13 protein-coding genes are annotated in these 15587 nt (G+C 71.3%); 5 read left to right on the plus strand and 8 right to left on the minus strand.

Going from position 1 to position 15587, the window contains the following annotated elements:
- Nucleotides 1–29: 29 nt before the first annotated feature.
- Genes hisB through hisD form a run of 3 tightly spaced genes read right to left on the minus strand, consistent with a single transcriptional unit; the run spans nucleotide 30 to nucleotide 3084 of the window.
- Nucleotides 30–626, minus strand: a complete 597-nt coding sequence (gene hisB / locus OGH68_RS08935; RefSeq protein WP_264242803.1) for an imidazoleglycerol-phosphate dehydratase HisB — start codon at nucleotides 624–626, stop codon at nucleotides 30–32.
- Complete coding sequence (locus OGH68_RS08940; protein WP_264242804.1) at nucleotides 623–1735, minus strand: histidinol-phosphate transaminase; 1113 nt, start codon at nucleotides 1733–1735, stop codon at nucleotides 623–625. Before OGH68_RS08940 ends, hisB begins: the two co-directional genes overlap by 4 nt.
- The gene (gene hisD, locus OGH68_RS08945; protein ID WP_264249980.1) at nucleotides 1732–3084 is read right to left on the minus strand and encodes a histidinol dehydrogenase; all 1353 of its coding nucleotides are present in this window, start codon (nucleotides 3082–3084) and stop codon (nucleotides 1732–1734) included. The genes OGH68_RS08940 and hisD overlap by 4 nt, the downstream gene beginning before the upstream one ends.
- A 151-nt stretch (nucleotides 3085–3235) precedes the next feature.
- Between hisD and OGH68_RS08950 the strand changes: the two genes are divergently transcribed.
- The 4 genes from OGH68_RS08950 (at nucleotide 3236) to ybaK (ending at nucleotide 7402) form a co-directional block, all read left to right on the plus strand.
- The gene (locus OGH68_RS08950; RefSeq protein WP_264242805.1) at nucleotides 3236–4840 is read left to right on the plus strand and encodes an oxidoreductase; all 1605 of its coding nucleotides are present in this window, start codon (nucleotides 3236–3238) and stop codon (nucleotides 4838–4840) included.
- A 103-nt stretch (nucleotides 4841–4943) separates the two neighbouring features.
- Nucleotides 4944–6011 (plus strand): hypothetical protein, encoded by a 1068-nt coding sequence (locus OGH68_RS08955; RefSeq protein ID WP_264242806.1) that lies wholly within the window; start codon nucleotides 4944–4946, stop codon nucleotides 6009–6011.
- A 123-nt stretch (nucleotides 6012–6134) separates the two neighbouring features.
- Nucleotides 6135–6875, plus strand: a complete 741-nt coding sequence (locus tag OGH68_RS08960) for an LON peptidase substrate-binding domain-containing protein (RefSeq protein ID WP_264242807.1) — start codon at nucleotides 6135–6137, stop codon at nucleotides 6873–6875.
- On the plus strand, nucleotides 6851–7402 hold the full coding sequence (gene ybaK / locus OGH68_RS08965) for a Cys-tRNA(Pro) deacylase (RefSeq protein WP_264242808.1): 552 nt from the start codon (nucleotides 6851–6853) through the stop codon (nucleotides 7400–7402). The genes OGH68_RS08960 and ybaK overlap by 25 nt, the downstream gene beginning before the upstream one ends.
- Nucleotides 7403–7701: 299 nt before the next feature.
- On the opposite strand, the gene OGH68_RS08970 is transcribed toward ybaK, so the two are convergent.
- Genes OGH68_RS08970 through OGH68_RS08985 form a run of 4 tightly spaced genes read right to left on the minus strand, consistent with a single transcriptional unit; the run spans nucleotide 7702 to nucleotide 11501 of the window.
- A complete protein-coding gene (locus OGH68_RS08970) occupies nucleotides 7702–8370 on the minus strand; it encodes an ABC transporter permease (RefSeq protein ID WP_264242809.1) in 669 nt (222 codons plus the stop codon).
- A 34-nt stretch (nucleotides 8371–8404) separates the two neighbouring features.
- Nucleotides 8405–9232, minus strand: coding sequence for an ABC transporter permease (locus OGH68_RS08975; protein WP_413470955.1), 828 nt, complete (start codon nucleotides 9230–9232; stop codon nucleotides 8405–8407).
- Nucleotides 9229–10203 (minus strand): ABC transporter ATP-binding protein, encoded by a 975-nt coding sequence (locus OGH68_RS08980; protein WP_264249984.1) that lies wholly within the window; start codon nucleotides 10201–10203, stop codon nucleotides 9229–9231. The genes OGH68_RS08975 and OGH68_RS08980 overlap by 4 nt, the downstream gene beginning before the upstream one ends.
- 20 nt (nucleotides 10204–10223) lie before the next feature.
- Complete coding sequence (locus OGH68_RS08985; RefSeq protein WP_264242810.1) at nucleotides 10224–11501, minus strand: NYN domain-containing protein; 1278 nt, start codon at nucleotides 11499–11501, stop codon at nucleotides 10224–10226.
- 243 nt (nucleotides 11502–11744) lie between these two features.
- Here OGH68_RS08985 and OGH68_RS08990 point away from each other — a divergent pair, with 243 nt between their 5' ends.
- On the plus strand, nucleotides 11745–11918 hold the full coding sequence (locus tag OGH68_RS08990; RefSeq protein ID WP_264242811.1) for a hypothetical protein: 174 nt from the start codon (nucleotides 11745–11747) through the stop codon (nucleotides 11916–11918).
- 112 nt (nucleotides 11919–12030) lie between these two features.
- Here the strand turns inward: OGH68_RS08990 and dnaE are convergent, their stop codons facing one another.
- Complete coding sequence (gene dnaE, locus OGH68_RS08995; RefSeq protein ID WP_264242812.1) at nucleotides 12031–15570, minus strand: DNA polymerase III subunit alpha; 3540 nt, start codon at nucleotides 15568–15570, stop codon at nucleotides 12031–12033.
- Nucleotides 15571–15587: the final 17 nt, after the last annotated feature.

Below are 15587 nucleotides of genomic sequence, written 5' to 3' on the forward strand. Positions count from 1 at the left end.
CAGCAGCCCGGTGGCCGCGCGTGCGTCGCTCACAACGCACCCTTCGTGGACGGGAGAATCCCGGCGGCGCGCGGGTCGCGCTCCGCGGCGTACCGCAGGGCCCGGGCGAGCGCCTTGAACTGGCACTCCACGATGTGGTGGGCGTTGCGCCCGTACGGGACGTGGATGTGCAGCGCGATCTGGGCCTGGGCCACGAAGGACTCGAAGATGTGGCGGGTCATCGTCGTGTCGTAGGTGCCGATCATCGGCGCCATGTTCTCCGGCTCGGTGTGCACCAGGTACGGGCGGCCCGACAGGTCGACGGTGACCTGGGCGAGGGACTCGTCCAGCGGCACGGTGCAGTTGCCGAAGCGGTAGATGCCGACCTTGTCGCCGAGGGCCTGCTTGAAGGCGGCGCCCAGCGCGAGGGCGGTGTCCTCGATGGTGTGGTGCGTGTCGATGTGCAGGTCGCCGTCCGTCTTGACGGTGAGGTCGAAGAGGCCGTGGCGGCCGAGCTGGTCGAGCATGTGGTCGTAGAAGCCGACGCCGGTGGCGACGTCGACCTGACCGGTGCCGTCGAGGTTGATCTCGACGACGACCGAGGTCTCCTTGGTGGTGCGCTCGACCCGTCCTACGCGGCCGCTCATGAACTGTGCTCCTTCTTCAGTGCGCGAACCGCATCGAGGAACGCGTCGTTCTCTTCGGGCGTGCCCGCGGTGACCCGCAGCCATCCCGGTACGCCGTTGTCCCGGACGAGGACGCCGCGGTCGAGGATCTGCTGCCACACCGCGTGGGCGTCGGCGAACCGGCCGAACTGCACGAAGTTGGCGTCGGACTCCGTGACCTCGTAGCCGATGGCGCGCAGCTCCGCGACCAGCCGGTCCCGCTCGCTCTTCAGCTGCTCGACGTACCCGAGCAGCGTATCGGTGTGCTCCAGGGCCGCCAGCGCGGTGGCCTGGGTGACGGCGGACAGGTGGTACGGCAGGCGCACCAGCTGGACGGCGTCGACCACGGCGGGGTGTGCGGCCAGGTAGCCGAGGCGCAGTCCGGCGGCGCCGAACGCCTTGGACATGGTCCGGGAGATCACCAGGTTGGGGCGCCCCTCGATCAGGGGCAACAAGGAGGGGCGGTGGCTGAATTCCACGTACGCCTCGTCGACGACGACCAGCGACGGCTTCGCCGCCTGCGCGGCCTCGTACAGGGCGAGGACCGTGCCGGCGTCGACGGCGGTGCCGGTCGGGTTGTTCGGCGAGGTGATGAACACCACGTCCGGCCGGTGCTCGGCGATGGCGGCCCTGGCCGCGGCGGCGTCGAGGGTGAAGTCGTCGCCGCGCGGGCCGGAGATCCAGCCGGTGCCGGTGCCGCGCGAGATCAGGCCGTGCATCGAGTACGACGGCTCGAAGCCCATCGCGATGCGGCCGGGTCCGGCGAAGGTCTGCAGCAGTTGCTGGATGACCTCGTTGGAGCCGTTGGCGGCCCACACGTTCTCGCGGGCGACCGGGTGGCCGCCGGTACGGGTGAGATAGCGGGCCAGCTCGGTGCGCAGCTCGACCGCGTCCCGGTCGGGGTAGCGGTTGAGCTCGCGGGCCGCGTCGCGCACCCGCTCCGCGATCCGCTCGACCAGCGGCTCGGGCAGCGGGTACGGGTTCTCGTTGGTGTTCAGCCGGACGGGCACGTCGAGCTGCGGCGCCCCGTACGGGGACTTGCCGCGCAGTTCGTCGCGGATGGGGAGATCGTCGATGCCGAGGTCGTTCACTGCCCGGGCACCTTCCAGTCGAACCTCGCCTTGAGGGCCGCGCCGTGTGCGGGCAGGTCCTCGGCCTCGGCGAGCGTCACCACGTGGTGGGTGACGTCGGCGAGCGCGTCGCGCGTGTAGTCCACGATGTGGATGCCGCGCAGGAACGACTGCACCGACAGGCCGGAGGAGTGGCAGGCGCAGCCGCCGGTCGGCAGGACGTGGTTGGACCCGGCCGCGTAGTCGCCCAGGGAGACGGGCGCCCACGGGCCGACGAAGACCGCGCCCGCGTTGCGGACCCGGGCGGCGAGGGCGGCGGCGTCGGCGGTCTGGATCTCCAGGTGCTCGGCGCCGTAGGCGTTGACGACCTTCAGGCCGTCCTCGATGTCGGAGACGAGCACGATCGCGGACTGCCGGCCGCTGAGCGCGGGCTTGATCCGGTCCTCGACGTGCTTGGTCGCGGCGACCTGCGGCTCGAGCTCCCGCTCGACGGCGGCGGCCAGCTCCTCGGAGTCGGTGACCAGCACCGCCGCGGCCAGCGGGTCGTGCTCGGCCTGGCTGATCAGGTCCGCGGCGACGTGGGCGGGGTCGGCGGTGGCGTCGGCCAGGACGGCGATCTCGGTCGGGCCGGCCTCGGCGTCGATGCCGATCCGGCCGGTGAAGTAGCGCTTGGCGGCGGCGACCCAGATGTTGCCGGGGCCGGTGACCATGTTGGCGGGCGGGCAGGACTCGGTGCCGTACGCGAACATCGCGACCGCGGTGGCGCCGCCGGCGGCGTACACCTCGTCGACGCCGAGCAGCGCGCAGGCCGCGAGGATCGTCGGGTGCGGAAGGCCCGCGCCCCAATCACTGTCAAGAGGGGCCTTCTGGGCCGGGGAGGCCAGCGCGATGGACTCGACGCCCGCCTCCTGGGCCGGGACCACGTTCATGATCACGGACGAGGGGTAGACGGACCGGCCGCCGGGCGCGTAGAGACCGACCCGCTCGACCGGCACCCACTTCTCGGTGACGGTGCCACCGGGGACGACCTGGGTGGTGTGCTCGCTGCGGCGCTGGGCACGGTGCACGATCCTCGCCCGGCGGATGGACTCCTCGAGCGCGGCCCTGACCTCGGGGTCGAGCTGGTCGAGCGCCCGGGCCAGCGCGGCGGCGGGCACCCGCACCTGGTCCAGCTTCACGCCGTCGAATTTCTCCGCGTACTCGATCAGCGCCGCGTCGCCGCGATGATGCACGTCCTCGCAGATCGGCCGCACCTTCTCCAGGGCGGCTTCCACGTCGAATTCGGCACGGGGCAGCAGGTCGCGCAGAGCGCCACCCTCGGGGAGGGCGTCGCCGCGCAGATCGATTCGAGCCAGAAGATTAGATCGCAGCACGGAACCAATTCTCTCAGACCGGATCCAACGCTTGTTTCCCGTATCAGTGGCTGATACGTGCCCCACTGGATGACCATCACCACTAGCGTTCAGGCCGTCACTCAGCGGGAAGAACAGCTGTACGAGCCAACGAAGCGGAGGGGCGGCAGTGACCGAGCCGCTGGACGACGGGCCTCCGGACGGGGTGAGCCCGACCGAGCTGCAGATGTGGAACGCCTTCAGAAACGGAAGCACGCACGACCTCAGCGACACCGATCCCCTGCTGAATGATCCCTTCTCGCCCCTCCCCTGGGGCCCGGAGCGCAGTGTCCGCGCGTCGATCATGGCGCGGCTGCTGCTGAACGGCCCGGCCGCCCGGCCCGGCCGGGTCGCCGCGCTCAAGCTGCGCGGGGCACAGATCACCGGAACACTCAAGCTGGCCGGCGGCAGCATCGCCCCGTACGTGGAGCTGCACGGCTGCCGCTTCGAGAACGAGCTGCTGATGCCGGAGGCGCACTTCACCACCGTGCGCATGGTCGGCTGCGCGATACCTCGGATCGAGGCGGCCAGGCTGCGCACGGAGGGCGACCTGCATCTGCCGCGCTGCCGCATCGACCACGGCATCCGGCTCACGGACGCCCAGATCGGCACGGACCTGCTGATCAACCAGATCCATGTGCGACCGGACCGCCGGGGCCGGGCCATCACCGCCGACGGCCTGTCGGTCGCCCAGGATCTGCAGGCCGATCTGATCGAGACTTACGGCGAGTTCAGCCTGCGCGGTGCGAAGGTCGGCGTGTCGCTCAGTCTCCGCGGCAGCCGGCTGCGGGCCGCCGCGGAGCGCCGCGCGCTGAACGCGCCCCAGCTGAGCGTCGAGCGCACCCTCTACATGACGGGCGCCTGGGTGAGCGTGGCCACCGGCAACCAGGGCGCCACGCCCCCCTTCGGCACCACCACGCCGTACGGCTCGGCGGAACGCGGCTCCCGGCTTCAGCCCTTCGAATGCCACGGTGGCGTCCGCCTCGACGACGGACGGTTCGGCGACGCCGTCGACCTCCAGCGGGCGCGGTTCGTGCTGAGTCCGCGCGAGGAGCTGTCGCTGCGCCGGATCTCGACACCGGAACTGCGGTTCAACGCGGAGCGCCCCGAGGAGGGACGGGTCGTCCTCAACGGCGCCAAGGTCGTGACGCTGATCGACCTGGCGGCGAGCTGGCCCGGCCCCGGCGGCCTCGCGATGGGCGGCTTCGTCTACGAGAACCTGGTGCCGTACGAGGAGTTCCCGCTGTCGCGGCGGCTGGAGTGGGTGGCCTCCGCGACGCCGGAGTACTCCCCCGAGCCGTACGAACGGCTCGCGACCGTGCTGCGCAACAGCGGGGAGGACGCGGATGCCCGGGAGGTCCTGCTGGCCAAGCACCGCCGCCGCCGGGAGACGCTGCCGCTGGCCGGGAAGCTGTGGGGACATCTGCAGGACCTGACGGTGGCGTATGGCTACCGGCCGGGCCGTGCGGCGCTGTGGATGGCGGTGCTGTGGGCGGCCGGCGCGTTCGCCTTCGCCCAGGTCACTCCGCCTCCCATCAAGCCGGGCGAGCATCCGGAGTGGAACCCGGCGCTGTACGCTCTCGATCTGCTGGTGCCGGTGATCAATCTCGGCCAGGACGGACACTGGCGACTCCAGGGCGGATGGCAGTGGGCCGCCGCCGTTCTGGTGCTGCTGGGGTGGATTCTGGCGACCACGGTGGCGGCTGGTGCGACACGGCTGCTGCGTCGCGGCTGAGCCGCAATCTTTACCGTCTCTTGACTTCGGCCGGGGCAACCATCCGGTTGCCACCAAAGCTTCACAGGCGCCCCCTGGCGCGGCGTTCACCTGCGCCTTTTCAATGGTCCGCACCATGTCACTGCTTCGTGTCCTGATCCGTACCGCGCGCATGATGCGTCATACGCCACGGCTCGCCGCGGGCCTCACCCCCGCGGAGTCGGTACTGCTCGACGCCCCCGACGAGCGGCTCGCCCCCGTGCTGGTCGCGGCCGCCGCCGGGGAGTACGGACCGGCCGCGGAGCTGCTGGCGGCCACACGGGAATCGGCCGAATGGGAGAACCGCGACCGCTACGTCGTGCGGCTCGCGGCCTTCGCCCGCAACCGGGACGAATGGCTCGGCAACTGGCTCGCCGCGTCACCGCGCGACACGGACGCCCTCGTCGTCAAGGCCGAGCTCGCGGTCCGCAGGGCCTGGGAGTCACCCGCCCGCCCGGAACTGCTGCGCGAGCTGGCCCCGCTGATCGACGCGGCGGCGGAGGCCGAGCCGGGCGACCCCGTGCCCTGGCGGATCGCCCTCGACCACGCGCGCGGCACGCATGCCACGCACACGGCCTTCGAGTCGCTGTGGGAGCAGGCCGTACGCCGCTCCTCGCACCACTACGGCTGCCATGTGGCGGCGCTCAAGTACCTCTCCGCCCAGTGGTACGGCTCGCACCGCGAGTGCTTCGACTTCGCCGAGAAGGCCGCCGAGGACGCCCTGCCCGGCTCGCTGGTGCAGGCGCTGCCGGTGCGCGCGGCGTGCGTGCAACTGCTCGGCGGGGCGCCGAGGACGTCCGTGCAGGACGACCGGATCGACGCGGCGGCGGACCTCGCGGTCACGCTCTCCCACGAGTACGGCCCCGGCGACCCGTGGCCCGCCGAGATGCGCAACCTGCTCGCCTACGTACTGATGGCGCGGGGACGCTGGGAGGAGGCGCTGACCCAGTTCCGGCTGATCGGCCCGTACGCGACGTCCTTCCCGTGGTCGTCGGTGACCGAGGACCCGCTGGACCGGTTCCTCAGGACGCGCGACAGCGCCCGGATCGAGGTCGCCTCGGCGACGCCGCTGCCCGCGTGGCCGGGTCGGGCGCACTACGCGCGGCGGCAGGACCGCAGGGAGAGAGGACCGGCCACGGCGGCCGGGCGGTAGGGGCCGTGGGCGCGGGCTTCCGGCCACGGGCCGCGGGGACGCCGGGACGCAGGGACCGCCCATGGCCGCCGGGACGCAGGGGGCGGGAACGGCCCGGTCGCCCGACCATTACTCTTGACCGCTGTGACCACCGCTCGCCTGCCGCTCTTCCCGCTGAACTCGGTACTGTTCCCGGGCCTTGTGCTGCCGCTGAACATCTTCGAGGAGCGTTATCGCGCCATGATGCGCGAGCTGCGGAAGACGGACGAGGAGGAGCCGCGGCGCTTCGCCGTGGTCGCCATCCGGGACGGGCGCGAGGTCGCGCCCGCCGCGCCCGGCATGCCCGACCAGACCGCGGTCATGGAGCGCGGCCCCGCCGCCGGCTTCGGCCCGGACCCGGCGCAGGCGTTCCACCGGGTGGGCTGCATCGCCGACGCGGCGACCATCCGTGAACGCGGCGACGGCAGCTTCGAGGTGCTCGCCACCGGCACGACCCGCGTCAAGCTGCTGTCCGTCGACGCGAGCGGCCCGTTCCTGACGGCCGAACTCGAGGAGATCCCCGAGGAACAGGGCGAGGGCGCGGGGATGCTGGCGGAAGGCGTGCTGCGGGCCTTCCGCAGCTACCAGAAGCGGCTGGCGGGAGCGCGGGAGCGGTCGCTGTCGACGGGCACGGAGCTGCCCGACGACCCGTCGGTCGTCTCGTACCTCGTCGCAGCGGCGGCGGTCCTCGACACCCCCGCCAAGCAGCGCCTGCTCCAGGCGCCGGACACGGCGACACGGCTGCGCGAGGAACTGACGCTGCTGCGGGCGGAGACGGCCGTGCTGCGGCATCTGCCGTCACTGCCGGCCGTGGACCTGACATGGCGGCCGACGAGCCCCAACTGACGCGAGGAGTCCCTGCCTTGGCGAAGAACGCGACGAAGAAGGCGAAGAAGCAACCGGGCGGCACACCGGCGACGGTCGCGCTGACGGCCGCGGGGACGCCGTTCACCCTGCACGCCTACGAGCACGACCCGTCGTCGCCCTCCTACGGCGAGGAGGCGGCGGAGGCCCTCGGGGTCTCCCCCGACCGCGTCTTCAAGACCCTCGTGGCGGACGTGGACGGCACCCTGACGGTGGCGGTCGTCCCCGTCGCGGGCCAGCTGGACCTGAAGGCCCTTGCGTCGGCGGTCGGCGGCAAACGGGCGGCGATGGCGGACCCGGCGGCGGCAGAACGCACGACGGGTTACGTCCGCGGCGGTATCTCCCCGCTGGGGCAGCGGAAGCGGCTGCCGACGGTGGTGGACGCGTCGGCGTCGGCGCACGAGACGGTGTGCGTGTCGGCGGGGCGCCGGGGCCTGGAGGTCGAGCTGTCCCCCACGGACCTGGTGGCCCTGACGTCGGCCACGGTCTCCCCGATCGCCCGCGCATAGCCCCTGCGGGGGGGCGCTGCGCGGGCTTGTCCCCTACCCGCCCCTTCCTGTAACCGGGGCTCCGCCCCGGACCCCGGTACCGCGCTTCGCGCGGTGGCCTCAATCGCCGGCCGGGCTGCACAGCAGCCCGGCCGGGGGCACTCCCCCTACGGCCTGGCGGCGTGGGAGGTGCCCCCACCCACGCCGCCAGGCCGTAGGGGGAGATTGAGGCGCGGGGGTCCGGGGCGGAGCCCCCGGTTACGGGAAGGGGCGGGGTGGGGAACAAGCCCCGCGCAGCGGGTCGGCCGTAGGGGGAAACGTCACTGCGGAGGCGCCGGCGGCGCCTCCGGCCAGTCCGGCTCCGGGTCGCGCGGCCCGAACAGCGCCGTCAGCCCCAGATGCACCAGCATCGCCGCCACCGGCCACGCCAGCAGCACACCCTTCGCCCCGAGATCCAGGTACGCGTCGAAGGTGACCCCTTCGCCCACCTCGCGCGCATGCGCCACCACGTCCCGCTGCGGGCCGAACCACACGCCGATGCCCCAGCCCAGCAGCGAGGCGAGCAGGCCGCCCACCGCCAGGGCGACGACCAGCGCGATGCCGCCGCTCCTGCGGAAGAGGAAGACCGCCGCCGCGCTCAGCGCGCCGAGACCGACGGCCAGCAGCAGGAACGTGCCGTCCGCCCCGATCGCCTCCTCGCCCTCCGTGTCCTTGAGGAAGACGCCCTCGGAGTTGGAGATCAGCGGCACTCGCGGTGCCAGCCACAGCCACAGCAGGCCCAGGGCGACGCCCGCGAGCGTCACGGCCACCAGGATCAGCGCCGAGTCCCGCAGGTCCTTCCGACGCTCCGCGGCCGCCGCGGCCTCGTCCTTCGCCGTCCGTTGCGCATACATCGACGACGGCCCCGGCCCGGCGGGCGGCACCTGCCAGGGGTTGTTCTCCGAGGAGGGCTCGTGGGGCTGGTGCGGCGGCGTCAGAGGTGCGGTCACCCCGCCATCGTGCCAGGCCCGCCACGGCGGCGCCTCATCGGACCGCTGCCCGCCGGTAAGCCCACGTCGCGACTGCCAGGGACACGACCCCGACCACCGCGCAAACCGCGAGATCGAGGCCGACGGCGGCCCAGTCCGGGTGGGTGTCGAAGGTCCTGGCGAGGGCCTCGACCCCGTACGTGGACGGCAGCAGGTCACGCAGGTACGGAACCGGCCCGGGCAGCCGGTCGGCCGGGAGCACGCCGAGCAGCAGCGCCGCGGACATGCCGAGCTGCCCGAGCAGCGTGGCCAGCTCCTGGCGCGGTGCCAGCAGTCCGAGGGCCGCGCCGAGACCGGCGAGGGCCGCGCCGGCCAGCGGGATCACCGCGACCAGCACCCACAGATGCGTGAGCGGCAGCTGGAAGAGCATGCTGCCCGCGATCGCCGTCACCACCGTGCCCGGCACGGTGAAGGAGGCGTAGGCGGCCGCCGCGCCGAGTACCACGGCCGCGGGCGGCACGGGGAGCGTCGCATAGTGGTCGAGGCCGCCGCCGGCGCGCAGCTGCCCGAAGTACTGGGCGAGCAGATTGAGCGCGACGAACGCGACGACGAGCACACTCGCTCCCGCGACGACCGCGCGCGCCTCCGTCCCGCCGTCGACGACGCCCCGCATCAGCACCATGATCCCGACGGACTGGAAGGTCGCCACGAACAGCAGCGGGATACGGGCGACCCGCGCCCGCGACAGCTGCGCCCGGTACACGGCGGCCAGCGCCGGCAGCAGCCGGGCGCGCGGAGCGAGCTCCGCGGGGGCTTCCTCCGCCGCCGGTGCCGATCGCGCGGCGGCCACCGCCCCGGCGGATTCCGCGGACACGATGCTCACGCCTTGACCAGCCCTTTCGTCGTGTTCCCTCCGAGTGCCAAGTACACGTCCTCCAGGCTCGGCGTGGCGAGAGTGAAGTCGTCGAGCGCCGCGAACGCCGCTCCCCCGGTCACCGCGGCGACCGCCGCCCGTGCCTCCTCGGGCGCGAGCCGCAGGACCCAGCGCCGCCCGGACTCCTGTGCGGAGCCGCGGAGGGCGGCGACCTCGGGGACGTCGAGCGGGGCGCGGTCGCGCCACACGAGCTCGACCCGTACCTCACCGGCGACGCGTTCCTTCAGCCCGGACGGGCTGTCGCAGGCGATGACCCGGCCGCGGTCGAGGACGGCGACGCGGTCGAGGACGGTTTCGGCCTCGATGACGTTGTGGGTGACGAGCAGTACGGTCGCGCCGTGCTCGGCGCGGCGCCGGTCGACCGCCGCCCAGACGGCACGCCGTGCGACGGGGTCCATCCCGGTGGTGGGTTCGTCGAGCACCAGCACCGGCCGCTCCCCCACGAGGGTCGCGGCGAAGCAGGCGAGCCGCCGCTGGCCGCCGGACAGCTTCTTCAGGGGGCGGCCCGCGAGGCCGGTGAGGCCGAGCTCCTCGAGGACGGCGTCCCGCGCGGCGCGCGCCTCGCGTGCGGCCAGTCCGCGCAGCCGCCCGGTGGTCTCGGCGGCCAGCGCGACGGTCAGTTCGTCGAGTGCGGTGGACTCCTGGCCGAGGTAGCCGATGAGCCGGGAGGCGCGCTCGGGGTGGCGTACGAGGTCGTGGCCGAGGACACGGACGCTGCCGGAGTCGGGGCGCATCAGTCCGGTGAGTTGTCGCACCAGGGTCGATTTGCCCGCCCCGTTGGGTCCGAGCAGGCCGAAGATCTCGCCGCGCCGCACCTCGAGGCTGATCCCGTCGGTGGCACGCACCTCGGGTGTCCCGGGCGTGCCCCGTCTGCCGCGCGCGGCGGGGTACGTCTTGACCAGATCCCGCACCACGCACACCGTACTCACGAGGTACGAGACTACGGGGTCCGTCCGCCCCGGATGCCCTCGGGCCCCGAGTGCTCTCCCGTCGGGCCGTGCTCGGCGGCCGTCCGTACGTCGATCTCGCGCCAGAATCCCGCCCGGATCGCATACCGGTCGTGCTCGTCGATCTGGTCGTCCTTGTGGGCCAGGAGTCCGAAGCGTGCGGCGTAGCGCAGCAGTTCGCCGTCGATGCGGTGCGGGATGCGCGGGTACAGGGTGGACAGCTTCTGCACGTGCCCGTTCTCGGGCAGCCGCTCCATCCAGCGCCGTGCGAAGACCTGGCCGACCTCGAACGGGTCGCCGCCGACGGTGGTGATGTCCTCCTCGCGGTCGGCCCAGCGCTGTTCGGCACTGGTGAGCTGGGCCAGGGTCGGCAGCGAGGCGGACTCCGGCGGCTCGCCGAGCGTCGCACTGCCGGGCCGTTCGATCCAGCCCTTGTCGGAGGACCAGCGCAGGGTCGCGTTCGGCGGGTGGGCGGCGGCGGGCGGGGCGGGCTGCTGCCCGGGGGCGCGCAGGCCGGCGAGGTCCTTGGGAGTGGGCACGCCCTTGGCGGGGGCGGGCGCGGGCTCCGCGCCGTTCTCCGCGGGAGGTGTGCGGGTGCCGCCGCGTACGGCGTCCTCGGCGCGCTCGGCGGCCGCGGCGAGCGCGGACTCGGGAAGGGGGGCCGACAGGATGGCCGCGATCTCGGGCCGGGGAACCGGCGGGGGCGCGCAGACGCCGGTGAGTTCCTTGGCCCGTACGGCCCGGGTGATCCACACCCGGTCGAGCACCCGGCGTTCGTCGGCCTCCGCGACGAGGTCCTCGGACTGGTTGTAGTCGCCGTCCGCGGCCTGCACGGCCCAGAGGTGGACCGCGACGCCGTGTTCCTTGGCGGACATCAGACCGGGCAGCAGGTCGCCGTCGCCGGTGACCAGCACCACGTCGGAGCAGGCGCGGTTCCTGGCCAGTTCGGTGAGTTCCGCGTGCATCGCCGCGTCGACGCCCTTCTGTGCCCAGCGGCCGTCGCTGCGGGTCAGAGCGCCGAGCCGGACGGTCACCCGGGGCATCACGCGCAGCCGCCGGTGCTCGGGCTGGGGAACGCGGTCGGGTGCGCCGTCGAACCAGTAGATGCGGAGCAGCGGCTGCTGGGTGTCGGCTTCCGCGAGTTCGCGCAGGCCGTGGATGAGGGCCGCATGGTCGACGGTGATCCGCGATCGGGCGGGCTCTCCGGCGAGCAGGCTGGCGGCAGCGCCCAGCAGATAGCCGGCGTCCACCAGGACGACGCAGCGGTCCACGCGTACCACCCTCTTTCGCGAGCTCAACGGTGCTTGGGATCGGGGATTGTTCCGGCTTTCCTTCGAGTCTGCCCGACCACGGGAGGCTTAACGGCCGGAACTCGATCATCGGCGTGGCGGATCGGGCCAGTCCCTCCGTACCAAGGGGTGATTACGGACCGCAATGATCCAAAATGCGACGGTTATAGGCTTATGTGAGTCTGGTCGCGGCCCTGGCCCCTAAACCCCCACAGGAGGCACCCCATGGCCAAGAACAAGAAGCAGGAACGCACCCAGAACAAGTCCTCTGCAGCGGAGCGCGGCACCCAGCAGGCTCGCAGCTCCTCGATGGAGGCGCAGGCCGAGCAGCGGGCGCAGTCGGTCACTCCGTCCGATGTGGCCCACAAGGGCCGGCAGAAGCGCTTCGGCCACAACTGACCGGCTTGCCGGCCTGCATGACGCGTAATGCGTAACGCCAGAAGGGGCGCTCCCGTGACGACGGGAGCGCCCCTTCTGCGTGTTCTGCTGTCCGTACGGGACGCGGGTCCGGTCAGCCGGCCAGGCAGGACGGGCCGAGCAGCACCTTGAGGTCGCCGAAGAGTGCCGGGTCGGGCTGCACCCGGTGCCGGTCGAGCCGCAGGACGGTGGTCTTGCGGGGGCCCTGGAGCTTGATGCGCACCTCCGTGTTGCCCTTGTGGTGGCTGAGGATCTCGCCGAGGCGGCTGACCATGGGCGGGGTGACCTTGACCGTCGGGATGGTCACCACCACGGGCGCGTTGGTACCCGCGGAGGACAGGTCGGGGACCATCAGCTCCATCGCGACGAGCCGCGGGATGTCCTCGCGCTTGTCGAGCCGGCCCTTGACGAACACCACGGTGTCCTCGACGAGCTGGGTGGAGACGAGCTGGTAGGTCGCCGGGAAGAACATGCACTCGATGGAGCCGGCCAGGTCCTCGACGGTGGCGATCGCCCAGGCGTTGCCCTGCTTGGTCATCTTGCGCTGCAGGCCGGAGATGATGCCGCCGATGGTGACGACCGCGCCGTCCGCGTGCTCGCCGCCGGTGAGCTGGGAGATCGCGGCGTCCGTCTTGTCGGAGAGGACGTGCTCGATCCCGAAGAGCGGGTGGTCGGAGACGTACAGGCCGAGCATCTCGCGCTCCTGCGCGAGCAGGTACGACTTCTCCCACTCGACGTCGGAGAACTCGACGTCGAGCCCGAAGCCCGGCTCCTCGCTCGCCTCGTCACTCATGCCGCCGAAGAGATCGAACTGCCCTTCGGCCTCCTTGCGCTTGACCGCGACCACGTTGTCGATCATCGGCTCGTGGTGGGCGACGAGGCCCTTGCGGGTGTGGCCCATCTCGTCGAAGGCACCGGCCTTGATGAGGGACTCGACGGTGCGCTTGTTGCAGACGACGGCCTCGACCTTGTCGAGGAAGTCGGGGAAGGAGCTGTACTTCCCCTTCGCCTTGCGGGTCCTGATGATCGACTCGACCACGTTCTGCCCGACGTTGCGCACGGCGGTGAGGCCGAACAGGATCACGTCGTCGCCTTGCGCGGCAAAGTTCGACATGGACTCGTTGACGTTCGGCGGGAGGACCCTGATGCCCATGCGCCGGCACTCGTTCAGATAGACGGCCGACTTGTCCTTGTCGTCCTTGACCGAGGTGAGCAGCGCCGCCATGTACTCCGCGGGGTGGTTGGCCTTGAGGTACGCCGTCCAGTAGGAGACGAGGCCGTACGCGGCGGAGTGGGCCTTGTTGAAGGCGTATCCGGCGAAGGGGACCAGCACGTCCCACAGAGCCTGGATGGCCTCGTCGCTGTAGCCCTTCTCCCGGGCGCCCTTCTGGAAGAGGACGAAGTTCTTCGCCAGCTCGTCGGGCTTCTTCTTGCCCATCACGCGGCGGAGGATGTCGGCCTCGCCGAGCGAGTAACCGGCGATGATCTGGGCGGCCTTCTGGACCTGCTCCTGGTAGACGATCAGGCCGTAGGTGACGTCCAGGACCTCCCGGAGCGGCTCCTCCAGCTCCTTGTGGATCGGCGTGATCTCCTGCTGCTTGTTCTTGCGCAGCGCGTAGTTCGTGTGCGAGTTCATGCCCATCGGGCCCGGGCGGTAGAGCGCGGACACGGCGGAGATGTCTTCGAAGTTGTCGGGCTTCATCAGCCGCAGCAGGGAGCGCATGGGCCCGCCGTCGAACTGGAAGACGCCGAGGGTGTCACCGCGCTGGAGCAGCTCGAAGGTCTTGGGGTCGTCGAGCGGGAGGGAGAGCATCTCCAGGTCGATGCCCTTGTTGGACTTCACCATCTTGATGGCGTCGTCCATGATCGTGAGGTTGCGCAGGCCCAGGAAGTCCATCTTCAGCAGGCCGAGCGACTCGCACTGCGGGTAGTCCCACTGGGTGATGGTCACACCGTCGGTGTGCCGCACCCAGATCGGGGCGTGGTCGACGATCGGCTCGCTGGACATGATCACACCGGCCGCGTGCACGCCCATCTGCCGGACCAGGCCCTCCACGCCGCGCGCGGTGTCGATGACCTTCTTCACGTCCGGCTCGTTCTCGTACATCGCACGGATCTCGCCGGCCTCGCTGTAGCGCGGGTGGGAGGGGTCGGTGATGCCGTTGAGATCGATGCCCTTGCCGAGGACGTCGGCGGGCATGGCCTTGGTGAGCCGGTCGCCCATCGCGTACGGGTAGCCCAGCACGCGGGCGGAGTCCTTGATCGCGTTCTTCGCCTTGATCTTGCCGTACGTGCCGATCATGGCGACCTTGTCGGCGCCGTACTTCTCCGTCACGTACCTGATCACCTCGACGCGCCTGCGCTCGTCGAAGTCGATGTCGACGTCGGGCATGGAGACGCGCTCGGGGTTGAGGAACCGCTCGAAGATCAGACCGTGCGGGATCGGGTCGAGGTCGGTGATGCCCATGGCGTAGGCGACGATCGAGCCGGCCGCGGAGCCACGGCCGGGGCCCACCGCGATGCCGTTGTTCTTGGCCCACATGATGAAGTCGGCGACGACGAGGAAGTACCCCGGGAACCCCATCTGGATGATGACGTCCATCTCGTACTCGGCCTGCTTCTGGCGGTCCTCGGGGATGCCGCCGGGGAAGCGGCGCTCCATGCCGCGCCGGACCTCCTCCTTGAACCAGGTGACCTCGGTGTGGCCCTCGGGGATCTCGAACTTCGGCATGAGGTCGCGCTTCTCGAACATCCCGGTGGTGTCGATCTGCTCGGCGACCAGGAGGGTGTTGCGGCAGCCCTCCTGCCAGGCGTCGGACGAGTCGATGGCGTACATCTCGTCCGTCGACTTGAGGTAGTAGCCCGTGCCGTCGAACCGGAAGCGGTCCGGGTCGGAGAGGTTCTTGCCGGTCTGGATGCACAGCAGCGCGTCGTGCGCGGTCGCCTCGTGCGCGTACGTGTAGTGGGAATCGTTGGTGACCAGCGGCGGGATGCCGAGCTTCTTGCCGATCTCCAGCAGTCCGTCGCGGACGCGGCGCTCGATCTCGATGCCGTGGTCCATCAGCTCCAGGAAGTACCGGTCCTTGCCGAAGATGTCCTGGTACTCGGAGGCGGATTTCAGGGCTTCGTCGAACTGGCCGAGACGCAGCCGCGTCTGCAGCTCGCCGGAGGGGCAGCCGGTGGAGGCGATCAGACCCTCCGACCACTGGGAGATGGTCTCCTTGTCCATCCGGGGCCACTTCTGCAGCCAGCCCTCCGCGTACGCGTCGGAGGAGAGGCGGAAGAGGTTGTGCAGGCCCGTCGCGTTCGCGGCCCAGATGGTCTTGTGGGTGTAGCCACCGGAGCCGGAGACGTCGTCCCGCTTCTGGTGCGGCTGGCCCCACTGGATCTTGCGCTTGTTGCGCCGCGACTCGGGCGCGACGTACGCCTCGATGCCGATGATCGGCGTGACCCCGGCCTTCTGCGCGGAGTGGAAGAAGTCGTACGCCCCGTGGAGGTTGCCGTGGTCGGACATGGCGATATGGGTCATGCCCATCTCGTTGCACGCCTCGAACATGTCCTTGAGCCGCGCAGCACCGTCCAGCAGCGAGTACTGGGTGTGGACGTGCAGGTGCGTGAAGGGCGGCTTGGTCACGGCGACGGGCCTCCGAA

This window comes from Streptomyces peucetius, from assembly GCF_025854275.1.
GTDB classification, from domain to species: Bacteria; Actinomycetota; Actinomycetes; order Streptomycetales; family Streptomycetaceae; genus Streptomyces; species Streptomyces peucetius_A.

Coding starts and splice junctions, on each gene's coding strand:
- hisB (WP_264242803.1), bottom strand. CDS start 626: ATGAGCGGCCGCGTAGGACGGGTCGAGCGCACCACCAAGGAGACCTCG.
- OGH68_RS08955 (WP_264242806.1), top strand. CDS start 4,944: ATGGTCCGCACCATGTCACTGCTTCGTGTCCTGATCCGTACCGCGCGC.
- ybaK (WP_264242808.1), top strand. CDS start 6,851: ATGGCGGCCGACGAGCCCCAACTGACGCGAGGAGTCCCTGCCTTGGCG.
- OGH68_RS08990 (WP_264242811.1), top strand. CDS start 11,745: ATGGCCAAGAACAAGAAGCAGGAACGCACCCAGAACAAGTCCTCTGCA.